12 protein-coding genes and 1 pseudogene are annotated in these 18236 nt (G+C 70.8%); 1 reads left to right on the top strand and 12 read right to left on the bottom strand.

Annotated elements, in window-relative coordinates; genetic code table 11:
* Positions 1–29 precede the first annotated feature (29 nt).
* Both I004_RS33175 and I004_RS39425 read right to left on the bottom strand, forming a co-directional pair.
* Positions 30–3143 carry a helix-turn-helix transcriptional regulator gene (locus tag I004_RS33175; protein WP_078510976.1) on the bottom strand — a complete coding sequence of 1038 codons (3114 nt, stop codon included), beginning with the start codon at positions 3141–3143 and terminating at the stop codon, positions 30–32.
* A 68-nt stretch (positions 3144–3211) separates the two neighbouring features.
* Positions 3212–3379: a hypothetical protein gene (locus I004_RS39425; RefSeq protein ID WP_158677020.1), complete on the bottom strand. Its 168-nt coding sequence runs from the start codon at positions 3377–3379 to the stop codon at positions 3212–3214.
* 303 nt (positions 3380–3682) lie between these two features.
* On the opposite strand from I004_RS39425, the pseudogene I004_RS40220 reads away from it, so the two are divergent.
* Positions 3683–3763 (top strand): annotated as a pseudogene (locus I004_RS40220) (hypothetical protein); the annotation flags it as partial.
* Positions 3764–4120: 357 nt separating this feature from the next.
* On the opposite strand, the gene I004_RS0109690 reads toward I004_RS40220, so the two are convergent.
* The 10 genes from I004_RS0109690 to ligA all read right to left on the bottom strand — a co-directional run bounded on the left by I004_RS0109690 (position 4121) and on the right by ligA (position 18222).
* Positions 4121–4735: a GHMP family kinase ATP-binding protein gene (locus I004_RS0109690; protein WP_028435319.1), complete on the bottom strand. Its 615-nt coding sequence runs from the start codon at positions 4733–4735 to the stop codon at positions 4121–4123.
* Between the two features lie 6 nt (positions 4736–4741).
* A complete protein-coding gene (locus I004_RS33170) occupies positions 4742–7099 on the bottom strand; it encodes an MMPL family transporter (RefSeq protein WP_051344886.1) in 2358 nt (785 codons plus the stop codon).
* Between the two features lie 387 nt (positions 7100–7486).
* A complete protein-coding gene (gatB, locus tag I004_RS0109680; RefSeq protein WP_028435318.1) occupies positions 7487–8995 on the bottom strand; it encodes an Asp-tRNA(Asn)/Glu-tRNA(Gln) amidotransferase subunit GatB in 1509 nt (502 codons plus the stop codon).
* A gap of 13 nt (positions 8996–9008) precedes the next feature.
* Positions 9009–9254, bottom strand: a complete 246-nt coding sequence (locus I004_RS0109675; RefSeq protein WP_028435317.1) for a hypothetical protein — start codon at positions 9252–9254, stop codon at positions 9009–9011.
* Entirely contained in the window at positions 9251–10744 is a 1494-nt protein-coding gene (gene gatA / locus I004_RS0109670; protein WP_028435316.1) for an Asp-tRNA(Asn)/Glu-tRNA(Gln) amidotransferase subunit GatA, read from the bottom strand. The genes I004_RS0109675 and gatA overlap by 4 nt, the downstream gene beginning before the upstream one ends.
* 3 nt (positions 10745–10747) lie before the next feature.
* Positions 10748–11044, bottom strand: a complete 297-nt coding sequence (gene gatC / locus I004_RS0109665; protein WP_028435315.1) for an Asp-tRNA(Asn)/Glu-tRNA(Gln) amidotransferase subunit GatC — start codon at positions 11042–11044, stop codon at positions 10748–10750.
* A 215-nt stretch (positions 11045–11259) separates the two neighbouring features.
* Positions 11260–12483, bottom strand: a complete 1224-nt coding sequence (locus tag I004_RS0109660) for a cytochrome P450 (protein WP_028435314.1) — start codon at positions 12481–12483, stop codon at positions 11260–11262.
* A gap of 239 nt (positions 12484–12722) precedes the next feature.
* Positions 12723–13088 carry a PH domain-containing protein gene (locus tag I004_RS0109655; RefSeq protein WP_028435313.1) on the bottom strand — a complete coding sequence of 122 codons (366 nt, stop codon included), beginning with the start codon at positions 13086–13088 and terminating at the stop codon, positions 12723–12725.
* A 411-nt stretch (positions 13089–13499) separates the two neighbouring features.
* Positions 13500–15785 (bottom strand): bifunctional diguanylate cyclase/phosphodiesterase, encoded by a 2286-nt coding sequence (locus I004_RS33165; RefSeq protein ID WP_199779361.1) that lies wholly within the window; start codon positions 15783–15785, stop codon positions 13500–13502.
* A gap of 256 nt (positions 15786–16041) precedes the next feature.
* Positions 16042–18222 carry an NAD-dependent DNA ligase LigA gene (ligA, locus tag I004_RS0109645; RefSeq protein WP_028435312.1) on the bottom strand — a complete coding sequence of 727 codons (2181 nt, stop codon included), beginning with the start codon at positions 18220–18222 and terminating at the stop codon, positions 16042–16044.
* Between the last annotated feature and the right edge of the window lie 14 nt (positions 18223–18236).

The raw sequence follows: 18236 nt of genomic DNA, 5'->3' as shown, positions 1-18236 counted from the left end.
GCCGCGCGGTTACCGGCCCGGAGCGGCTCTCAGCCCGCGGCGGAGCGTGTGTCCGCGTCGGTGAGCAGCCGCAGCCGGTGAGCCATGGCCGCAGCCTCACCGCGCCCGCCCACGCCCAGCTTCGCCAGGATGTTGGAGACGTGCACGCTCGCCGTCTTGGGCGAGATGAACAGCTGCTCGGCTATCTGCCTGTTGCTGCGCCCCGCGGCCACGAGACGGAGCACGTCGCGCTCACGCTGTGTCAGTCCGAAGGTGTCCGCGGGCTCCTCCGCCTGTGCGGGGGAACGCCTGGATCCCGCTGACGCCGCCGGGGAGGCAGGCAGCCGGGCACGTATGGAGAGCTGCTCGATCTCGGTGCGGAGCGGCTCCGCGCCGAGCCGCCGGGCGACCGTGTACGCCGCTGCCAGCAGTTCGTTGGCGCGCTCGCGTGCCTCGCGGCTCTGCGCCCCGTCCTCGAGCAGCGCCTCCGCCCAGCGGTGACGCGCCATCGCCAGGTGGTACGGGCGCTCCATCGCCTCGTAAGCCTCCGTGACCGCCTGCCAGGCCCCGGGCGCCGAACGCCCTTCGGCCCGGCCGATCTCCGCCGAGACGAGCGCCGAGTGCGCCTCCCAGACGGGCGCCGGGTGCGCAAGGCGCCGTGCGGCGGTGCGCAGTTCCTCCAGCACGGCCTCGCGTCCCTCCTCGGCGGCGGGCAGGCCACGCAGACCGGCCTCGTGGACCGCCGCGGCATGCAGCAGCGGCCAGGCGTAGCGGTGCGTGCCGGGCGGGAAGCCCGCTTCCAGCGCGGCCCTCAACTCGGCGCGTACGGCCGTGAAATCGCCGCGGCCCGCGGCCACCTCCAGCTCGAAGAGCCGCAGCTGCACGGCGGCGTTCGCGGCGGCCGCGTGGCTGCCCATCACCTCGCGGGCCGCCTCCACGGCGGCCTTCAGCCCTTCCAGATCGCCGCGGCCGAGCTGGAGATGGGCCTTCATCAACGCGGCGAAGCCCCTGGTCTCCGCCGAGCGTGCCGCGGCCGCGGCCTCCTCCGTGATCCGGGCGGCGTCCGCCCACTCCCCCATGGCGTACAGCGACTCGGCCTGGTTGCCCAGCGCGAAGCCGCACATGTCGGGACGTCCGTGCATCGCCGCTCCCTCAGCCGCCCGTACGGCGGCGGCGACCGATTCCCGGGAGCGGCCCGCGGCCTCCAGCTCGGTGGCGATGTTGATGTCCGCTCTTCCGACGACGCCGAACGCGCCCGCAGCCAGGGCCTGTTCACGCGCGAGGCTCATCTCGTCGATGCCCGCGCCGAGATCCCCCGAGTCGGCCATGAGGATGCCGAGGGTGATGCGGCCCTGCCATTCGATAGTGGTGGCGCCGACGACGCGGGCGAGCTCGACGGCCCGCACGGCGGTGCTCATGGCCTCCGGACCGGGCCGGTGCATCATGCCCCAGCTCGCGGCGCTGGTCAGTACGTCCGCGTGCACGGCGGACGGCGGGAGGCCGCGCACGAGCTCCTGGGCGCGGGCGATCTCGGCCCATCCGTCACCGCGGCCCAGCGCCTCGACGGTCTTGGAGCGGCTGACCCAGAACCACGCTGCGCGCAGCGGGTCCACATCGTGGTCCAGCAGGTCGATGGCGCGCTTGGTCAGGGCGAGTGCGCGCTCGACGTCGCCGCCGGTGCGGGCGGCCACGACGGCCTCGGCCAGCAGCTCCATGAACGAGAGCGATTCCGCTGCCGGTTCCTCGGGGCAGTCGGCCGGGCGGGGATAGACCTCGGCCTCGTCCATGGGGCGCAGCCGCTCCCGTACCTCCTGCGGGACCTCGTGCCACAGCTCGATGGCGCGCTCCAGCAGCTGGTGCTGCTCGGCGAAGGCGTGTCTGCGCCGCGCCTCGACGGCCGCCGCGAGCACGGCGGGCAGCGCCTTGGCGGCGTCACGGCCGTGGTACCAGTAGTGCGCCAGGCGCGTCGTGCACTCCTCGGACCGTACGAGCGAGGGGTCGGCCTCGAGGGATCTGGCATAACGGCGGTTGAGGCCGGCGGCCTCCCCCGGCAGCAGGTCCTCGCTGACGGCCTCGCGCAGCAGGGCGTGCCGGAAGCGGTAGCCGTCGCCGTCCTCGGTCGGCAGCAGCACGTTGGCGCCGACCGCCACGCGCAGCGCGTCCAGCAGTTCGGTGGTGGGCAGCTCGCAAACGGCGGCGAGCAGGGCGTGCCCGACGGCGGAGCCGCCCTGTGCGGCGATCCTCAGCACCTGCTGGGCGTGCTCAGGAAGCGCTTCGACACGTACGAGCAGCAGGTCTCGCAGGGAGTCGCTTATGCAGCACGTGGAGCAGTTGGCCGTGAGTTCCTCGACGAAGAAGGGATTGCCGTCGGAGCGTTCGAAGATGACGCGGGCCTGCTCGGGCTCGGGCTCCGGGACCCCCTGGATCCCCGCTATCTGTGCGTGCACCTCCGCGCGGGTCAGCCGGGGCAGTTCGATCCGGCGGACGCTGCGGAGCCTGTCCAGCTCCGCCAGGAAGGGACGCAGCGGGTGCCGGCGGTGGATGTCGTCCGAGCGGTAGGTCGCGAGCAGGATCAGCCGGGAGGTGTGCACGGAGCGGTACAGATAGCCGAGGAGTTCGCGGGTGGAGCGGTCCGCCCAGTGCAGATCCTCCAGGGCGATCACGACGGTGCGGCGGGTGGCCAGCCGCTCCAGGAGCTGTGCCGTCAGCTCGAACAGGCGGGCGCGGCCGTCCTCCTCGTCGTACGCCCCGGCGGCCGCTGCTCCGGGACTGCCGGGCGCGGGCGCCAGGTCGGGCAGCAGACGGGCCAGCTCCGCCTCCCTGCCCGCGACGGCGTCGGCCAGCTCGGCCTCGCCCAGGCTGCGGTGCAGGCCGCGCAGGGCGGTGGCGAAAGGCGCGAACGGCAGCCCGTCCGCGCCCAGTTCGAGACAGCCGCCTACGGCCGTGGTGGCGCCGGCGGCGCGGGCGACCGAGAGGAACTCCTCCAGCAGGCGGCTCTTGCCGACGCCTGCCTCGCCGCCCAGCAGCAATGCCTGCGGCTCGCCCGCGTCGGCGCGGGCGAGCGCATCCTCGAGCAGCGTCAGCTCGTCCCTGCGGCCGACGAATACGGGACTGATGGTGGATTGGCTGGACACATCGCCCAGCATGGCACCTGCCACCGACATTGCGGCAGCCGGTTTCTCGCCCGGCGCCCGCTCCTTCACGACGAAGGGCAGTGGCGCCGGTACCTGGTTCACGCGGACCTGAGCCAGAAGCGGCGCGCACGCTTCGAGTGACGCGCAAGCTCCTCCCGGTGCTGGTGCCCGCCTGCGGCGTTCTCGAGGGCGCGGCGCTCGACCGCGGCCTTCTGACGCATTTCGGCGATGCGCAGGAGCCCTGCCTCGTGGCCGTAGTAGTGCATCACTGACTCTCCTGGTGTCGTGTGGACGGACTGCTTTTCGCTGTCTCCACAGTCGTCTCCCAGGTGGGCCGGCCACATCGGGCACCTGACCGGTCTTGTCGGCCTCCGGGGCCTTAGTCCCACCACCCCGGGGTCTTAGGCACCTCACGGCACGGCTGAGCCGCCCCTCAGGGGTCCTCAGACCTGTGGACGGACCGGCGCGGTGGGGACTCGTCGTGCTCGGCGTCGTCGCGGGGCTGATCTCCCTGGCCTGCGGCTACTGGGACCCCTACGGCGGTAGAGCCCGCCGCCACCACCCTTACCGGCCCCGACAGATCACTCATCGATCTGGCGTTCAGCCCGGACCGCAAGACGCTCGCCACCGCCACCCGCGAGGGCAAGATGTGGCTGTGGGACATGGGCAGTCGCGATCAACGCGCCTACCTGACGGACCTCCCACCGGGCGACGTGCAGCACGTGGCGTTCAGCCCGGACGGCCGGCGCATCGCGGTCGGCGGCAGCCGCGGCCGGATACGACTCCGGAAGAACCCCGCCTGGAGCGCGCCCTGCCGCATGGCCGGCGATTCCCGTGCGCGGAACGCGGCGAACGGCCGCCGCCCGACTCCCTTCTCCGACCGTGGACTTGGGCCTGACGCGCGTCCCGGAATGATCCGGTTCCGGACACGTCCGAGCCGCCCGTGGGGGTCTTGGACCCCGCTCGCGGGCGGCTCGGCCGGTGGTTCCTTCAGTTGTGAACTGCGGTCACTGCGCGGGCGGCGTGGGCGGCGCGGCCGGCATCTCGGGGGCCGGTGCGAACAGGTCCAGGTACATGCCGCCGGCCACGACGAGGCCGATCACGCCGAGGATGACCCCGCCCAAGGCGACCGCCTTGACCCAGGAGGCCGTCTCGGCGCGCTTGGCGACGAGCCCGAGCAGCACACCGCCCACGAGCACGGCGATCAGCGCGAAGATCCCGTTGAGGAGAGCGGTGGCGTGCCAGGGTGCCCCGTAGAGCGCGGTGATCTGGTCGGCTCCGCCGCCGCCCTGCTGGCCCTGGGCACTGCTCTCGATCTGCCCGATGAGCTGTTTGCGATCGCGCAGCATCTCGCTGAGAGAGGTGCCCGTGATGGAGGCGAGGCCGAACGCGGCGCTCACGACGGCGCCCGCTCCGGCGCCCAGGCCGCCGCGGGGGGCCTCGGCCACCAGGACGGTCTCTTCCACGTGGACGTCGGCGGCGGAGTCGTCGTCCTGGAGCACCTCGGCGCGGGTGTCTTCGGTGACGCCGGTCTCTCCGGCCTTGCCTGCGGTCTTCTTGTCGTTATCGGTCTCCGCCTGCTCGGCGGCGGTCTTCTCGGTCTTGGTCGTCTCGGTAGCCATGGGGCGTCACCGTAGGGGCCCTTTCTGAGAGTCAGATGAGAGTTCGTTCCGGGGCTCTGGGACCACCCCTCCGGCCGCCGCGGCGACCGGTTCCGGCAGCGCTTCGGGCACGGGTTCCGGCACGGGCTCCGGCTCGATGCTGACGCGCGGGAGCAACCGGTCCATCCAGCGGGGCAGCCACCAGTTGGCGCCGCCCAGCATGTGCATCAGGGCCGGGACCAGCAACGTACGCAGCACGAACGCGTCCAGCGCGACGGCGGCCGCGAGACCGATGCCGAACATCGCGATGATCCTGTCGCCGCTGAGTACGAAGGCACCGAAGACCGCGATCATGATGACGGCAGCGGAGTTGATCACCCGTCCCGTCTCGGCGAGCCCCACGCGTACGGATCTGCGGTTGTCGCCGGTCAGGCGCCACTCCTCGTACATGCGGCTGACGAGGAAGACCTGGTAGTCCATCGACAGCCCGAAGAGCACCGACACCATGATCACCGGCAGGAACGGTTCGATCGGGCCGGATCCGCCCAGACCCATCAGGCCGCTGCCCCAGCCCCACTGGAACACGGCGACGACGACCCCGGAGGACGCGGCCACCGCCATCACGTTCATCAGTGCGGCCTTCAGCGGGATCCCGATGCTGCGGAAGGCGAGCAGGAGGAGCGCACAGCCGAGCGAGACCACGACGCCGACGAACAGCGGCAGCTTGCCGAGGATCACCGAGGCGAAGTCGTCGTGCGCCGCCGTGACTCCGCCGACCTTCACGTCCAGGGAGCTGGAGTCCGTCGCCTCGGGCAGCACGTCCTCGCGCAGATCCTCCACGAGCTGTGAGGTGCTCTCGGCCTGCGGGGCGCTGTCGGGAACGACCGTGATCACGCCTGTCTTTCCGCTGCCGTTCAGTTCGCCGCCCGAGACGTGGGCGACGCCTTGGACGTCGCGCAGCTTGCCCGACAGCTCCTCGAAGTCGAGCTTCGCGGCGGCGTCGTCGATCTCGCCGACCAGCGTGAGCGGGCCGTTCGTGCCCGGCCCGAACCCGTCCGCCATCAGGTCGTAGGCCTGCCGGGTCGTCGTCGTACTCGGATTGCTGCCCTGGTCGGACGTGCCGAGCTGGAGCCCGCTCACCGGAATCGCCAGCGCCACCATCAGCAGCGCGGCGACCCCTCCGAGCAGCCGTGGATGGCGCGCGACGAAGGCCGACCAGCGCGCTGCCGCGCAGGCGCGGGCGCGGCCGGCGGTCTTCTTCCCGCTCCCGTCCTCGTCCTCCGCATGCAGGTCGGCGGGCTCGTCCGGTCCGTGTTCGGCGAGCCTGCGCCGTTCGCGTCTGCTCAGTGCCCGCTTGCCGATCACCCCCAGGAGGGCGGGCACCAGCGTCACCGAGGAGAGCACCGCCAGTACCACCGTCAGCGAGGCGGCGACGGCGACACCGTTCAGGAAGCTCAGCTGCAGTACGAGCATGCCGAGGAGGGCTATGCACACCGTCACACCAGCGAACACCACGGCCCGTCCCGCCGACGCCACCGCACGCTCCGCCGCCTCCGCGACGGGCATGCCCTCCTTGAGGCCGCGGCGGTGTCTGGTGACGATGAAGAGGGCGTAGTCGATGCCGACGCCGAGCCCGATGAGGGTGCCGAGCATCGGCGCGAAGTCGGCCACCGTCATCACATGACTGAGCAGCCCGATGCCGAGGATCGCCGTGCCGACGCTGACGAGCGCCGTCACCAGGGGCAGCAGCATCGCCGCCAGCGAGCCGAACGCGACCAGCAGCACGACGGCCGCCACGGCGATGCCGACGGCCTCGCTCATGTGGCCTTCCTGCTTCTCGGTCAGCGCGATGCCGGGACCGCCGGCCTCGACGTCCATGCCGGGGACGTCCTCGCCCGCGCGCTGCGCCGTGTCGACGACGCGCTGCACGTCCTTCTTGTCGAGCTCCTCGACGGGAGCGTCGAACGTCACCGTGGCGTAGGCCGTGCGCCCGTCCCGGCTGATGCGGTCCTGCTGCTCTCCGCGGTCGCCCGAGCCGGCGCCGCCGTAGGGGCTCTGGACCGAGCCCACCCCCGGCAGGGCCGCGACATCGTCGAGGGTCCGGTCCATGGTCTTCTCGACCTGGGTGTCCCGGACCCTGTCGGTGGAGGCGTCCGTGCCCTTGCCCGTGTGCCACACGATGGTGTCGCTGTCGCCCTCACGGCCGGGGAAGCTCTGGCTGATCAGAGTGTTGGCCCGCCCGGACTCGGTGCCCGGCACGTCGTACTTGTTGGAGAAGGCCGAACCGGTGAGGAGGGCGGAGGTGCCCACGCCCAGCAGAACGGCGCACCAGAGAAGGATCACGGCCAGACGGCGGCGCAGGCACCAGCGAGCGATAGCCGTCATATACGCGTCGACCTCTTCCGGGGGACATGGGGCGTGTGCGGGTCCCACGGGCCGGGCGTTCCGTCGTTCCGTACGGCGCCCCCGGCGGGGAGCGGGTTTGTGGGGTCCCCCCAGGCCGTTAGGCCGAGGGGGAACATCGTAATGCGGTCGTGATGTTCCGTCCTGGCAGCGTGACACCCCAGGAAGATCCTTTGCCACCTTTGTGTTCATGGCCACACATGACGGACTGGCCTGGCGTTTCGGCAGGTCATCCCGTACGGCGATCCAGGACGGATTCTGTGCCGGCGCAAAGCGGCGGTGGCGGGCGGGGCCGGACGCACGGCGAAGGGGCGGCCCCTGAGGACCGCCCCTTCCTGTGCAATCGGCTCCTGGACGCGGAGCCCGGCCTCAGCCCTCGACGCCGAGCTTCTCCAGGATCAGCTCCCGCACGCGTGCCGCGTCCGCCTGCCCGCGCGTGGCCTTCATGACCGCGCCGACGAGCGCACCGGCTGCCTGCACCTTGCCGCCGCGGATCTTCTCCGCGATGTCGGCGTTGCCCGCGATCGCCTCGTCCACGGCGGCGCCGAGCGCGCCCTCGTCGGAGACGACCTTCAGCCCGCGCTTCTCCACGACCTCGTCCGGCGTGCCCTCGCCATCCAGCACGCCCTCGATGGTCTGGCGGGCCAGCTTGTCGTTGAGCGAGCCCTCCTCGACGAGTGCGCAGACCCGGGCAACGTCCTCCGGACCGATGGGCAGGTCCGCGAGTTCGGTGCCCGACTCGTTGGCGCGGCGGGCGAGTTCGCCCATCCACCACTTGCGGGCCTGATCGGCGGGCGCGCCCGCGTCGACCGTGGCCACGATCAGGCCGACGGCACCCGCATTGAGTGCGGACTGCATCTCGTGCTGCGAGATGCCCCACTCCTCCCGAAGCCTGTTGCGGCGCAAGCGCGGCAGTTCGGGCAGGCCCGCCCGCAGCTCCTCGACCCATTCGCGCGGCGGAGCCACGGGGACCAGGTCCGGCTCGGGGAAGTAGCGGTAGTCCTCCGCCTCCTCCTTGACGCGGCCGGAGGTGGTGGAGCCGTCCTCCTCGTGGAAGTGCCGGGTCTCCTGGACGATCTTCTCGCCCGCGGACAGCACCGCCGCGTGCCGCTGGATCTCGAACCGGGCCGCACGCTCGACGCTGCGCAGCGAGTTGACGTTCTTCGTCTCGCTGCGCGTGCCGAACGTCGTCTCGTCCTTGGGACGCAGCGACAGGTTGACGTCGCAGCGCATCTGGCCCATCTCCATGCGGGCGTCGGAGACGCCCAACGCCTTGATGAGCTCCCGCAGTTCGGCGACGTACGCCTTCGCGACCTCGGGCGCGCGCTCCCCGGCGCCCTCGATCGGCTTGGTGACGATCTCGATGAGGGGAATGCCGGCGCGGTTGTAGTCGAGCAGCGAGTGCGAGGCGCCGTGGATTCGGCCCGTGGCACCGCCGATGTGCGTCGACTTGCCGGTGTCTTCCTCCATGTGTGCGCGCTCGATGTCGACCCGGAAGACCTCGCCGTCCTCCAGCTGCACGTCGAGGTGGCCGTTGAAGGCGATCGGCTCGTCGTACTGGGAGGTCTGGAAGTTCTTCGGCATGTCCGGGTAGAAGTAGTTCTTCCGCGCGAAGCGGCACCACTCCGCGATCTCGCAGTTCAACGCGAGACCGATGCGCACGGCGGACTCGACGCCCTTCGCGTTGACGACCGGAAGCGCGCCGGGAAGCCCGAGACAGGTCGGGCACGTCTGGCTGTTGGCGTCGGCGCCGAGGCTCGTCGAGCAGCCGCAGAACATCTTCGTCGCGGTGCCGAGCTCGACGTGGACCTCCAGCCCCATGACGGGGTCGTAGGTGGCCAACGCGTCCTCGTACGACACCAGTTCAGTGACGGTCACGGATTTTCGCCTCTCAGTCGTCCCAGAGGACATCGTCGATGTCGAGCCGTCGCAGCTCCCGCACGAGCAGAGCCACCCCGGTGACGATGCCCGCCGCCGAGACGGCGACGTCGATCATCTGGAGCGTGTCACCCTCGCGCCGGGCCTCCCTGCCGCGCTTGACCGTGCCGACCACCCCGAAGAGTGATGCCGCGATGGACACGTACATCCCGGTGCGGGACTTCTTGAACCCCTTGGCCTTCTGCAGCTTTCCACTCACAGCGACGGTGCCTCCTCAAGCAGCGGGTGACCCCAACGTGCCTGGTGAGCGGCTTCCAGCGCCGCACCGACACGATAGAGACGGTCATCGGCCATGGCCGGGGCGATGATCTGCAGCCCCACCGGCAGGCAGTCCTCCGGGGCCAGCCCGCACGGTACGGACATGGCGGCGTTCCCCGCCAGGTTGGACGGGATGGTGCACAGGTCGGCCAGGTACATGGCCATCGGGTCGTCGGCGCGCTCGCCGATCGGGAAGGCCGTGGTCGGCGTCGTGGGCGAGACCAGCACGTCCACCTCGCCGAAGGCACGCTCGAAGTCGCGGGTGATGAGCGTGCGAACCTTCTGCGCCGAGCCGTAGTAGGCGTCGTAGTAGCCGGAGCTGAGCGCGTACGTGCCCAGCATGACGCGGCGCTTGACCTCGTCACCGAAGCCGGCCTCGCGGGTGAGCGCGGTGACCTCCTCCGCGGAGCGCGTGCCGTCGTCGCCCACGCGCAGGCCGTAGCGCATCGCGTCGAAGCGGGCCAGGTTGGAGGAGCACTCCGACGGCGCGATCAGGTAGTACGCGGCCAGCGCCTTGGTGAACGACGGGCAGGAGACCTCGACGACCTCGGCGCCCAGTTCGCGAAGCAACTCCACGGTCTCGTCGACGCGCTGGAGCACACCCGCCTGGTAGCCCTCGCCGCGGAACTCCTTGACGACGCCGACGCGCAGACCCTTCACGTCGCCGTTGCGGGCGGCCGCGACGACGTCCGGGACGGGCTCGTCGATCGAGGTCGAGTCCAGCTCGTCGTGGCCCGCGATCACGGAGTGCAGCAGCGCCGCGTCCAGCACGGTACGGGCGCAGGGCCCGCCCTGGTCGAGGGAGGACGAGAAGGCGACCATGCCGTAGCGGGAGACCCCGCCGTAGGTGGGCTTCACGCCCACGGTGCCGGTGACGGCGGCGGGCTGGCGGATGGAGCCGCCGGTGTCGGTGCCGATCGCCAGCGGCGCCTCGTACGCGGTGATCGCGGCGGAGGAGCCGCCGCCGGAACCGCCGGGGACACGCGTGAGGTCCCACGGGTTGCCGGTCGGTCCATACGCGCTGTTCTCGGTCGAGGACCCCATGGCGAACTCGTCCATGTTGGTCTTGCCGAGGATGACGACGTCCGCCTCCTTCAGCTTCCGCACCACGGTCGCGTCGTACTGCGGGACCCAGCCCTCGAGGATCTTCGAACCGACGGTCGTGGTCACGCCCTCGGTGGTGAAGAGGTCCTTCACGGCGATCGGGACGCCGGCCAGCGGGCCGAGCCGCTCACCACGGGCGCGCTTCTCGTCGACCTCGCGGGCCTTGGCGAGCGCCCCCTGGCGGTCGACGTACAGGAACGCGTGCACCTTCTCGTCCACAGCGTCGATGCGCGCCAGGTGCGCCTCGGTGACCTCGACGGCGGTGACCCCGCCGCTCGCGATCAGTTCCGCGGTCTCCGCCGCGGTCAGTCTCGTCAGATCGGCCATCGGTCAGTCCTCCCCCAGGATCTGCGGCACCTTGAATCGCTGCTGCTCCTGTGCGGGTGCCCCCGAGAGTGCCTGCTCGGGGGTCAGGCTCGGACGCACGTCGTCCGGGCGCATCACATTGGTGAGCGGCAGCGGGTGGGAGGTCGGCGGTACGTCCTCGTCGGCGACATCGGAGACGGTGGCGACAGCACCGATGATGTCGTCGAGCTGACCGGCGAAGTGATCCAGCTCTTCGTCCTTCAGCTCCAGGCGCGCCAGCCGGGCGAGGTGGGCGACCTCCTCGCGCGAGATGCCAGGCATGCAGCGGTCCTCTGGGTGAGTGTTGGATTTTCCGTCCCCAATCCTATGGCTCCCGCGAGGGCGGCTGCGCCGCCGGGCGGTTTCCGCGTTCCGGCTCAAGCCGTTCAAGCCCTGCTCGGGTCACTCACCCAGGTGACCGGCCCCAGGGGCGTCCGGGACCGTGGGTGCGTTCGCCGCCCTGCTCTGAGCCGTACGTCTGCGGGCGGTGCCGTCCCTCAGCGCCGCACAGCCCGTGTGAAGCGCACCGGCAAGGACTCCAGGCCGCGCGTGAAGATCCCTCGCTCCACGAGTTCGCAATGCTCCGCCAACTTCAACTCGGGCATGGCATCCAGGAGTTGGCCGACGCCCACCTCGACCTCCGTCTTGGCGAGCAGCGCGCCCACGCAGAAATGCCGGCCGAGCGCGAACGCAAGGTGCCGGGCCGCCGCCGAGAACGCGGACCGCGTGGGCAGGTCGGTGCGGAAGATGTCGAAGGAGTCCGGGTCGGCGAAGCGCGTGGCGTCCCGATTGGCTGCCCCGATCAGGCAATTGACGGTGGAGCCCGCCGGGACGGTCCCGCCGGAGAGTTCGACGTCGTTGTCCGTCTCCCTAATGATCATGTGCACCGGAGGGGTGCAGCGCAACGTCTCCGCGAGGGCCTGTTCGATCAGCGCGCGGTCCTCCTGCACGGCCGCCATCTGCTCCGGGCGGCGCAGCAGATTCCCGAAAAGGCTGGAGATCGCCTTGTCGGTGGTCTCGCCGCCCGCGGCGAACAGAATGCTGATGAACGCCTTGATGTCCTCGTCGCTCATCGCCGTTCCATCCACCTCCGCCTCGCACAGCACGGAGAGCAGATCGTCCCCGGGATTCTCCCGGCGCTCGCGTATGACGGGGATCATGTACGCGGCCAGCTCGTCGCGCGTGCGGTGCCCGGCCCGAGTGATCTCCGGGTCCTGGGAGAGATTGCTGAAGTAGGCCACGATGGCGGTGTACCAGCCGTGGAATCGCGGGTGGTCGGACTTGTCCAGACCCAGCATGTCGACGATCACGTTGATCGGGAAGTGGGTGGCGAAGTCCTCCACCAGGTCGGCCGACCCGGCGTCCCGTAACGGATCGATGAGGTCGCGTGCGTTCTGCTCGATCACCGGCAGGAACTTCTCCTCCAGCATCCTGCCGCGGAACGCAGGGGCGACCAGCGCGCGGTGCGCCGCGTGCTCCCGGCCGCTCATCTGCACCAGGGTCCGCCCGTGCACCGGCTCCAGTTGCCAGTCGTAGTTGCGGGTGGTGAAAACCTCGTCGCGGAAGGCGCGTTCGACGTCCTCGTAGCGGGAGATGATGTAGCTGCCGGTGCCCTCGTGCCACAGCAACGGGAAGTACTCGCGCAGGACGCGGTACGCGGAATAGGGGTCGGCCGCGAACTGCGGGGAGAGGATGTCGGGCGCTTCCGGGGCGGTGGGCACGGGCGTACCTCGCTTCGTTCGGCAGGGCCAGAAGCTGATCATGGATCACGCTATGAGCCCCGCACCGGGCCGTCCAGGGCAGTTCACGCCGATCGGGTGCACGCCTTGGCACAGGGCGTACGGACGCGCCGGCAGCCCGGGAGCGCGGACGAGCGTCACCGCCGGCCGCACGCTGCGGCAGGCCGCCGCCGGCTGCCGCCCACGTCCGCGGGCTGGGGCGCCGCCGTACGGTGCGTGGGTCAGCGCGCCACGAACTCCGTGAGCACGGCCTGCACTTCGTAGATGTCGACGCCCTTGGTGAAGGTCTTCTGGAGCGGAGTCGGATTGCCGGAGATCCAGATCTTCAGCTCCGCATCGAGATCGAAGGTCCCCGCCGTCTCCACCGAGAAGTGCGTGATGCTCCTGTACGGAACGGAGTGGTACTCCACTTTCCGTCCTGTCATGCCCTGCTTGTCGACGAGAATCAGCCGCCGGTCGGTGAAGAGGATGGTGTCGCGTATCAGCAGGAACGCGGCGTGCACCTGCTCGGTCCGCCCCAGCAGACGCTCGTACTCCTGCTGAGCCGTCGCCGGATCGATGGTGTGTGCGTTCCCGAACAGCGCCATGCGGGCCCCCAGTTGTCGTCCTCGCCCGCAGGGTATCCACGTCCCGATCCTCGCCGCGTCGTCCGGTGGGAGGAGTGTCCGGACATGGCCCCCTGCGCGTCCCCCGCCCTTCCGTCCGTCCGCGGCTTCCCCAGGTGGCCCTGGTGAGCACCCTTTCTCTCCCGACGGGACCAACTGCGGCTCGACCGCGGGGCGTTGGCCCGGTCCTGCCCATTCGCCGAGCCAGAGCGTGGGCCGTACCAGCAGGAGTCAACAGGCGTGCGGTACAGGGAGGTAAGAATCATGGCTCCGGACGTGTGCGCCGGAGCGGCACGCGCCCCGCACCACGAACCCACCGGAGGCGCGCCTCCGGTACGCAAGACGCACCGGAGGCGAACCCCCTGGAGAAACGGCGCCCCAGGGCAAGGCGCTCTACTGCACCGGCTGCCACCCCGTGGGGCGGTTCGCGTCGTGGGACTGGGTCGGTTTGGACGGCGGGCCCGGGGGACGCGGGCCGCCCCCCGTGGAACCGGTGTGCGGGCGCGTGGAGCCCGTGGCCGACGCAGACGGGCCGCACTCCAACTGCGGCCGCGGAGGGGCGCTCTCCAGGGAGTGCGGGACCCCTTCCCGCGCCCGCAGCCACGCCGTCGTCTCGTCCGGCGGCATAGCCGCTGCCACCAGCCAGCCCTGCACCGCGTCGCACCCCAGGTCCCGCAGCCGCTCCCAGGTCTCGTCGTCCTCGACGCCCTCGGCGACGACCAACAGGCCCAGCGAGTGCGCCAGATCGACCGTGCAGCGCACGATCTCGGCGTCCTCCGCGTCGACCGCGAGCCGTGCGACGAAGGACCGGTCGATCTTCAGCTCGCTCACCGGCAGCCTGCGCAGATGTACGAGCGAGGAGTAGCCGGTGCCGAAGTCGTCGAGCGACATCTTCACGCCGTGCCCGGCCAGCGCCGCCAGGGTGTCGGCGGCGCGCTGCGGGTCCTCCAGCAGGACGTGTTCGGTGATCTCCAACTGGAGGGCGCCGGCGGGTACTCCGTGCCGGGCGAGACGTCCGGCGACGGCGCCGGCGAAGCCGGGTGCGTGGACGTCTCGGGGCGAGACATTCACGGCGACGGGCACCGTGAGCCCGTCGGAGCGCCATCGGGAGACCTGCGCGAGCGCCGTCTCCAGCACGTACTCGGTGAGACGGGGCATCAGCCCTGACGTCTCGGCGATCGCGATGAACTCGTCCGGGGGGACGCGTCCCCGCTCGGGGTGGACCCATCGCACCAGCGCCTCCAGACCGGAGACGACACCGTCGAAGCCGACCTTCGGCTGGTAGTGCAGCTCGACCTCACCCGCGTCGAGAGCCCGTCGCAGGTCGGCCAGCAGGCCCAGCCTGTCGGGGGTGTTGCCGTCGCGCGTGGCTTCGTAGACCTCGACGCCCGTACGGTCGCGCTTGGCCTCGTACATCGCCACGTCCGCGCGCCGCAGCAGCCCTTCGGCCTCCCGCGCGTGCTCCGGGAAGACCGCGACTCCCGCGCTGGCTTCGAGGACGAGCGTCAGCCCGTCCAGGTCCAGCGGCGAGCCCAGCGCGGAGACGAGAGTGCGGGCTGCGCGCATCGCGCTGGTGGTGGAGTCGGCCAGCGGCAGGAGGACGGCGAACTCGTCGCCGCCGAGGCGGGCCGCCTCCGCGCCGCGCGGAAGCTCCGCGCGGAGCCGCTCGGCGATTTTCAACAGCAGCCTGTCGCCCGCGAGATGCCCCAGGGTGTCGTTGACGGAGCGGAAGCGGTCGAGGTCGATGAGGACGAGCGCGGAGCGGGCCTCCGTGCGGTCCGCCTCGTCCAGGGCCGACCAGGTGCGCTCCAGCAGCCACTGGCGGTTGGGCAGACCGGTGAGCGGATCGCGCAGCGCCTCCTCCGCGCGGACGCGGGCGATCCACAGCGTCGAGTCCAGCGCGATGAGCGGCACCGCGAACAGCGGCAGCAGCACGGGCCGGTACGCGGCGACCACCGCTATCAGCGGCGATATGCCCAGCAGGGCGACGGCGACGAGGCCCTGGCGCATCAGCGCCCTGCGCAGCGCGGTCGGCAGCCCCGTCTTGCGCGGGGCCGAGGAGAACCACAGCAACACGCGCGTGACCACGAGATAGGCGAAGGCGGCCACGACGACCTCGGGCAGGGCGATGTAGCCCCAGTCGTCGGGACTCCAGGGATGCCCCACCGAGGGGTGCACGCCCACAGCGGACAGCCACAGCGCCGCGGCTCCGATGCCGAGGATGTCGACGGCGCCCTGCACCACCGCCTGCCGCCAGTGGCGGCGCACCGCGCCCACCAGCACCACGACGGCAAGGCTGACCAGCACGGCCGGCGTCCACCCGTACAGCAGCAGGATCGCCAGCGTCAGCGCGGCGCCGGATCCGGTGCCGCTCCACCAGCGGTCACGTCCGAGCGCGACGAGATGGCCGACGATCAGGGCCGTGAGGACCGCCAGCGACCATCCCGTGACCGCGTCCGGGAAAAGCGCTCTGCCGTCCGTCACGACCCGGAAGATGCCTGTGCCGAGAAGTGCGCCCGCCCCGACGACGACGAGTACGGGCAGTCCGGGTACCCGCAGCGCTGCGATGCGTTGCACCCACGGCACGTCCTCCGCTCCGCCCGTGGACCCCGTACTGCCACTCGTGCCGTCGGGCAGGCTGGAGTACGGGGGGCCGTGGCCCCCAGGAATTTCCTGCATGCCCGTCCCTCCGCCGGCCGTCCGTGCCTGCTTCCCCACATCAGGCACACACATCAACAGTAGGCCGCACACCGCTTCCAGGGCAGCGATCGGCCCGGGTTGGCTGTGCGCGACCCGGCTGATCCAGCCCCTTTCGCACACAGCAGCCGATAACAGTGCGGCTTCTCAGTGCATACCCGGGCGCAAACGCATGGGACACCTGTGACTGGCACACAACAGTGGGAAAACTGGGACGACTTGACGAGCCCTCAGTGCCCTATTCGGGATGCTTTTCGGCCACTTCGCGCGCAGCGTCCGGGCCTTGCTCCAGAAGAACGGCGAGACCGTCATCGTCCAAAATAGGCACCTTCAACTGGACGGCCTTGTCGTACTTGGACCCAGGGCTTTCTCCAACAACCACGAACCCGGTCTTCTTCGAAACGGATCCGGTCACTTTCGCGCCCCGTTCCTGGAGGGCCTCCTTCGCGCTGTCCCGCGTGAGGGTCGCGAGCGTCCCGGTGACCACGACGGTGATCCCTTCCAGGGGCCGCGGACCCGACTCCCCCGAGCCCTCCTCCTCCATCCGCACGCCGGCCGCACGCCACCGTTCGACGATGTCGTGGTGCCAGTCCTCCGCGAACCAGGCCTTGAGCGAGGCCGCGATGGTGGGCCCGACGCCCTCCGTCGCCGCCAGTTCCTCCTCGTCGGCCTCGGCGATCCGCTCCAGGGAGCGGAACTCGCGGGCCAGCGCCTCGGCGGCCACCGGCCCCACGTGACGGATCGAGAGCCCGGTGATGATCCGGGTCAGCGGGCGCTCCTTGGCGGCCTGGATGTTCTCCAGCATCGCCAGCGTGTTCTTGCGCGGCTCGCCCTTCTGGTTGGCGAAGAGGGTGACGACCTTCTCCTCACCCGTCTCCGGATCGCGCTTGGGCAGACCGCTGTCCGTGTCCAGCACATAGGACTTGATGGGCAGCAGATCCTCGACCTTCAGGTCGAACAGGCCGCCCTCGTCCTTCAGCGGCGGATCGGACGGCTCCAGCGGCTGGGTGAGCGCCGTGGCCACGACATAGCCGAAGTGCTCGATGTCGAGGGACTTGCGGCCCGCCAGATAGAACAGTCGCTCCCTCAACTGGGCAGGACACGAGCGGGCATTGGGGCACCGCAGGTCGATGTCGCCCTCCTTCATCGGGCGCAGCGCCGTCCCGCAGTCGGGGCAGTGCGCGGGCATCTCGAACTCCCGCTCGCTGCCGTCCCGCAGGTCGACGACCGGCCCCAGGATCTCCGGGATCACGTCGCCGGCCTTGCGCAGCACCACCGTGTCCCCGATGAGGACGCCCTTGGACCGGACGACCTCCTGGTTGTGGAGGGTGGCGAACTCGACCTCCGAGCCGGCGACCGTCACCGGCTCCACCACCGCGAACGGCGTGACACGGCCCGTGCGGCCGACGCCGACGCGGATGTCGACCAGCTTCGTGTTCACCTCCTCCGGGGCGTACTTCCACGCGATCGCCCAGCGCGGCGCGCGCGAGGTGGAGCCCAGGCGGCCCTGGAGCCGCACCTCGTCGAGCTTCACCACGACGCCGTCGATCTCGTGCGCCACCGAGTGGCGGTGCTCCCCGTAGTAGGCGATGAACTCGCGGACGCCGTCGAGCCCTTCCACCACCTTCGTGTGGTCGGAGGTGGGCAGGCCCCACTCCCGCAGCAGGTCGTAGGCGCCGCTGAGCTTGTTCACGTCGAAGCCGTCGCGGGCGCCGATGCCGTGCACGACCATGCGCAGCGGACGCGTCGCAGTGATCTTCGGGTCCTTCTGGCGGAGCGAACCGGCCGCCGCGTTGCGCGGATTGGCGAACGGCTTGTCGCCGGCTTCCACCAGGCGGGCGTTGAGCTCCTCGAAGCGCTCCATCGGGAAGAAGACCTCCCCGCGGACCTCCACCAGCGCCGGGATGCGCTCGCCGCTGAGCCGCTCGGGGATGTCGGCGATCGTGCGGACATTGGGCGTGATGTCCTCGCCCGTACGCCCGTCGCCGCGGGTGGCCGCGCGGGTGAGCCTGCCGTGCTCGTACGTCAGATTGACCGCCAGGCCATCGATCTTCAGCTCGCAGAGGAAGTGGTGCTCCACGCCCTCCAGTTCGCGCCCGACACGCACGGCCCATTCGTCGAGCTCCGCGTCGTCGAAGGCGTTGTCCAGCGACAGCATCCGCTCGCGGTGTGCGACCTCGGTGAACTCCGTCTCGTACTGGCCCGCGACCTTCTGCGTCGGCGAATCCGGCGTCACCAGCTCCGGGTGGTCCGCCTCCACCGCCTCCAGCTCGCGCAGCAGACGGTCGAACTCGGCGTCGCTGACGACGGGTGCGTCCTTCACGTAGTAGCGGAAGCGGTGCTCCTCGATCTGCTCAGCCAGACGCTGATGCCGCTCCCGCACATCCGCGGGCGCTGGGGCTTGCTCTCTGCCGGCCACCGTCTCGTCCTCCC

This window comes from Streptomyces sp. TAA486 (genome assembly GCF_000426165.1).
This window is presented reverse-complemented; position numbering and strand designations above follow the sequence as displayed.

Excerpts from the sequence above, each read along its gene's own strand:
- I004_RS33175 (WP_078510976.1), bottom strand. The coding sequence starts at position 3,143 with ATGTCGGTGGCAGGTGCCATGCTGGGCGATGTGTCCAGCCAATCCACC.
- I004_RS39425 (WP_158677020.1), bottom strand. The coding sequence starts at position 3,379 with ATGCACTACTACGGCCACGAGGCAGGGCTCCTGCGCATCGCCGAAATG.
- I004_RS0109690 (WP_028435319.1), bottom strand. The coding sequence starts at position 4,735 with ATGGCTACCGAGACGACCAAGACCGAGAAGACCGCCGCCGAGCAGGCG.
- I004_RS33170 (WP_051344886.1), bottom strand. The coding sequence starts at position 7,099 with ATGACGGCTATCGCTCGCTGGTGCCTGCGCCGCCGTCTGGCCGTGATC.
- gatA (WP_028435316.1), bottom strand. The coding sequence starts at position 10,744 with ATGGCCGATCTGACGAGACTGACCGCGGCGGAGACCGCGGAACTGATC.
- gatC (WP_028435315.1), bottom strand. The coding sequence starts at position 11,044 with ATGCCTGGCATCTCGCGCGAGGAGGTCGCCCACCTCGCCCGGCTGGCG.
- I004_RS0109655 (WP_028435313.1), bottom strand. The coding sequence starts at position 13,088 with ATGGCGCTGTTCGGGAACGCACACACCATCGATCCGGCGACGGCTCAG.
- I004_RS33165 (WP_199779361.1), bottom strand. The coding sequence starts at position 15,785 with ATGCAGGAAATTCCTGGGGGCCACGGCCCCCCGTACTCCAGCCTGCCC.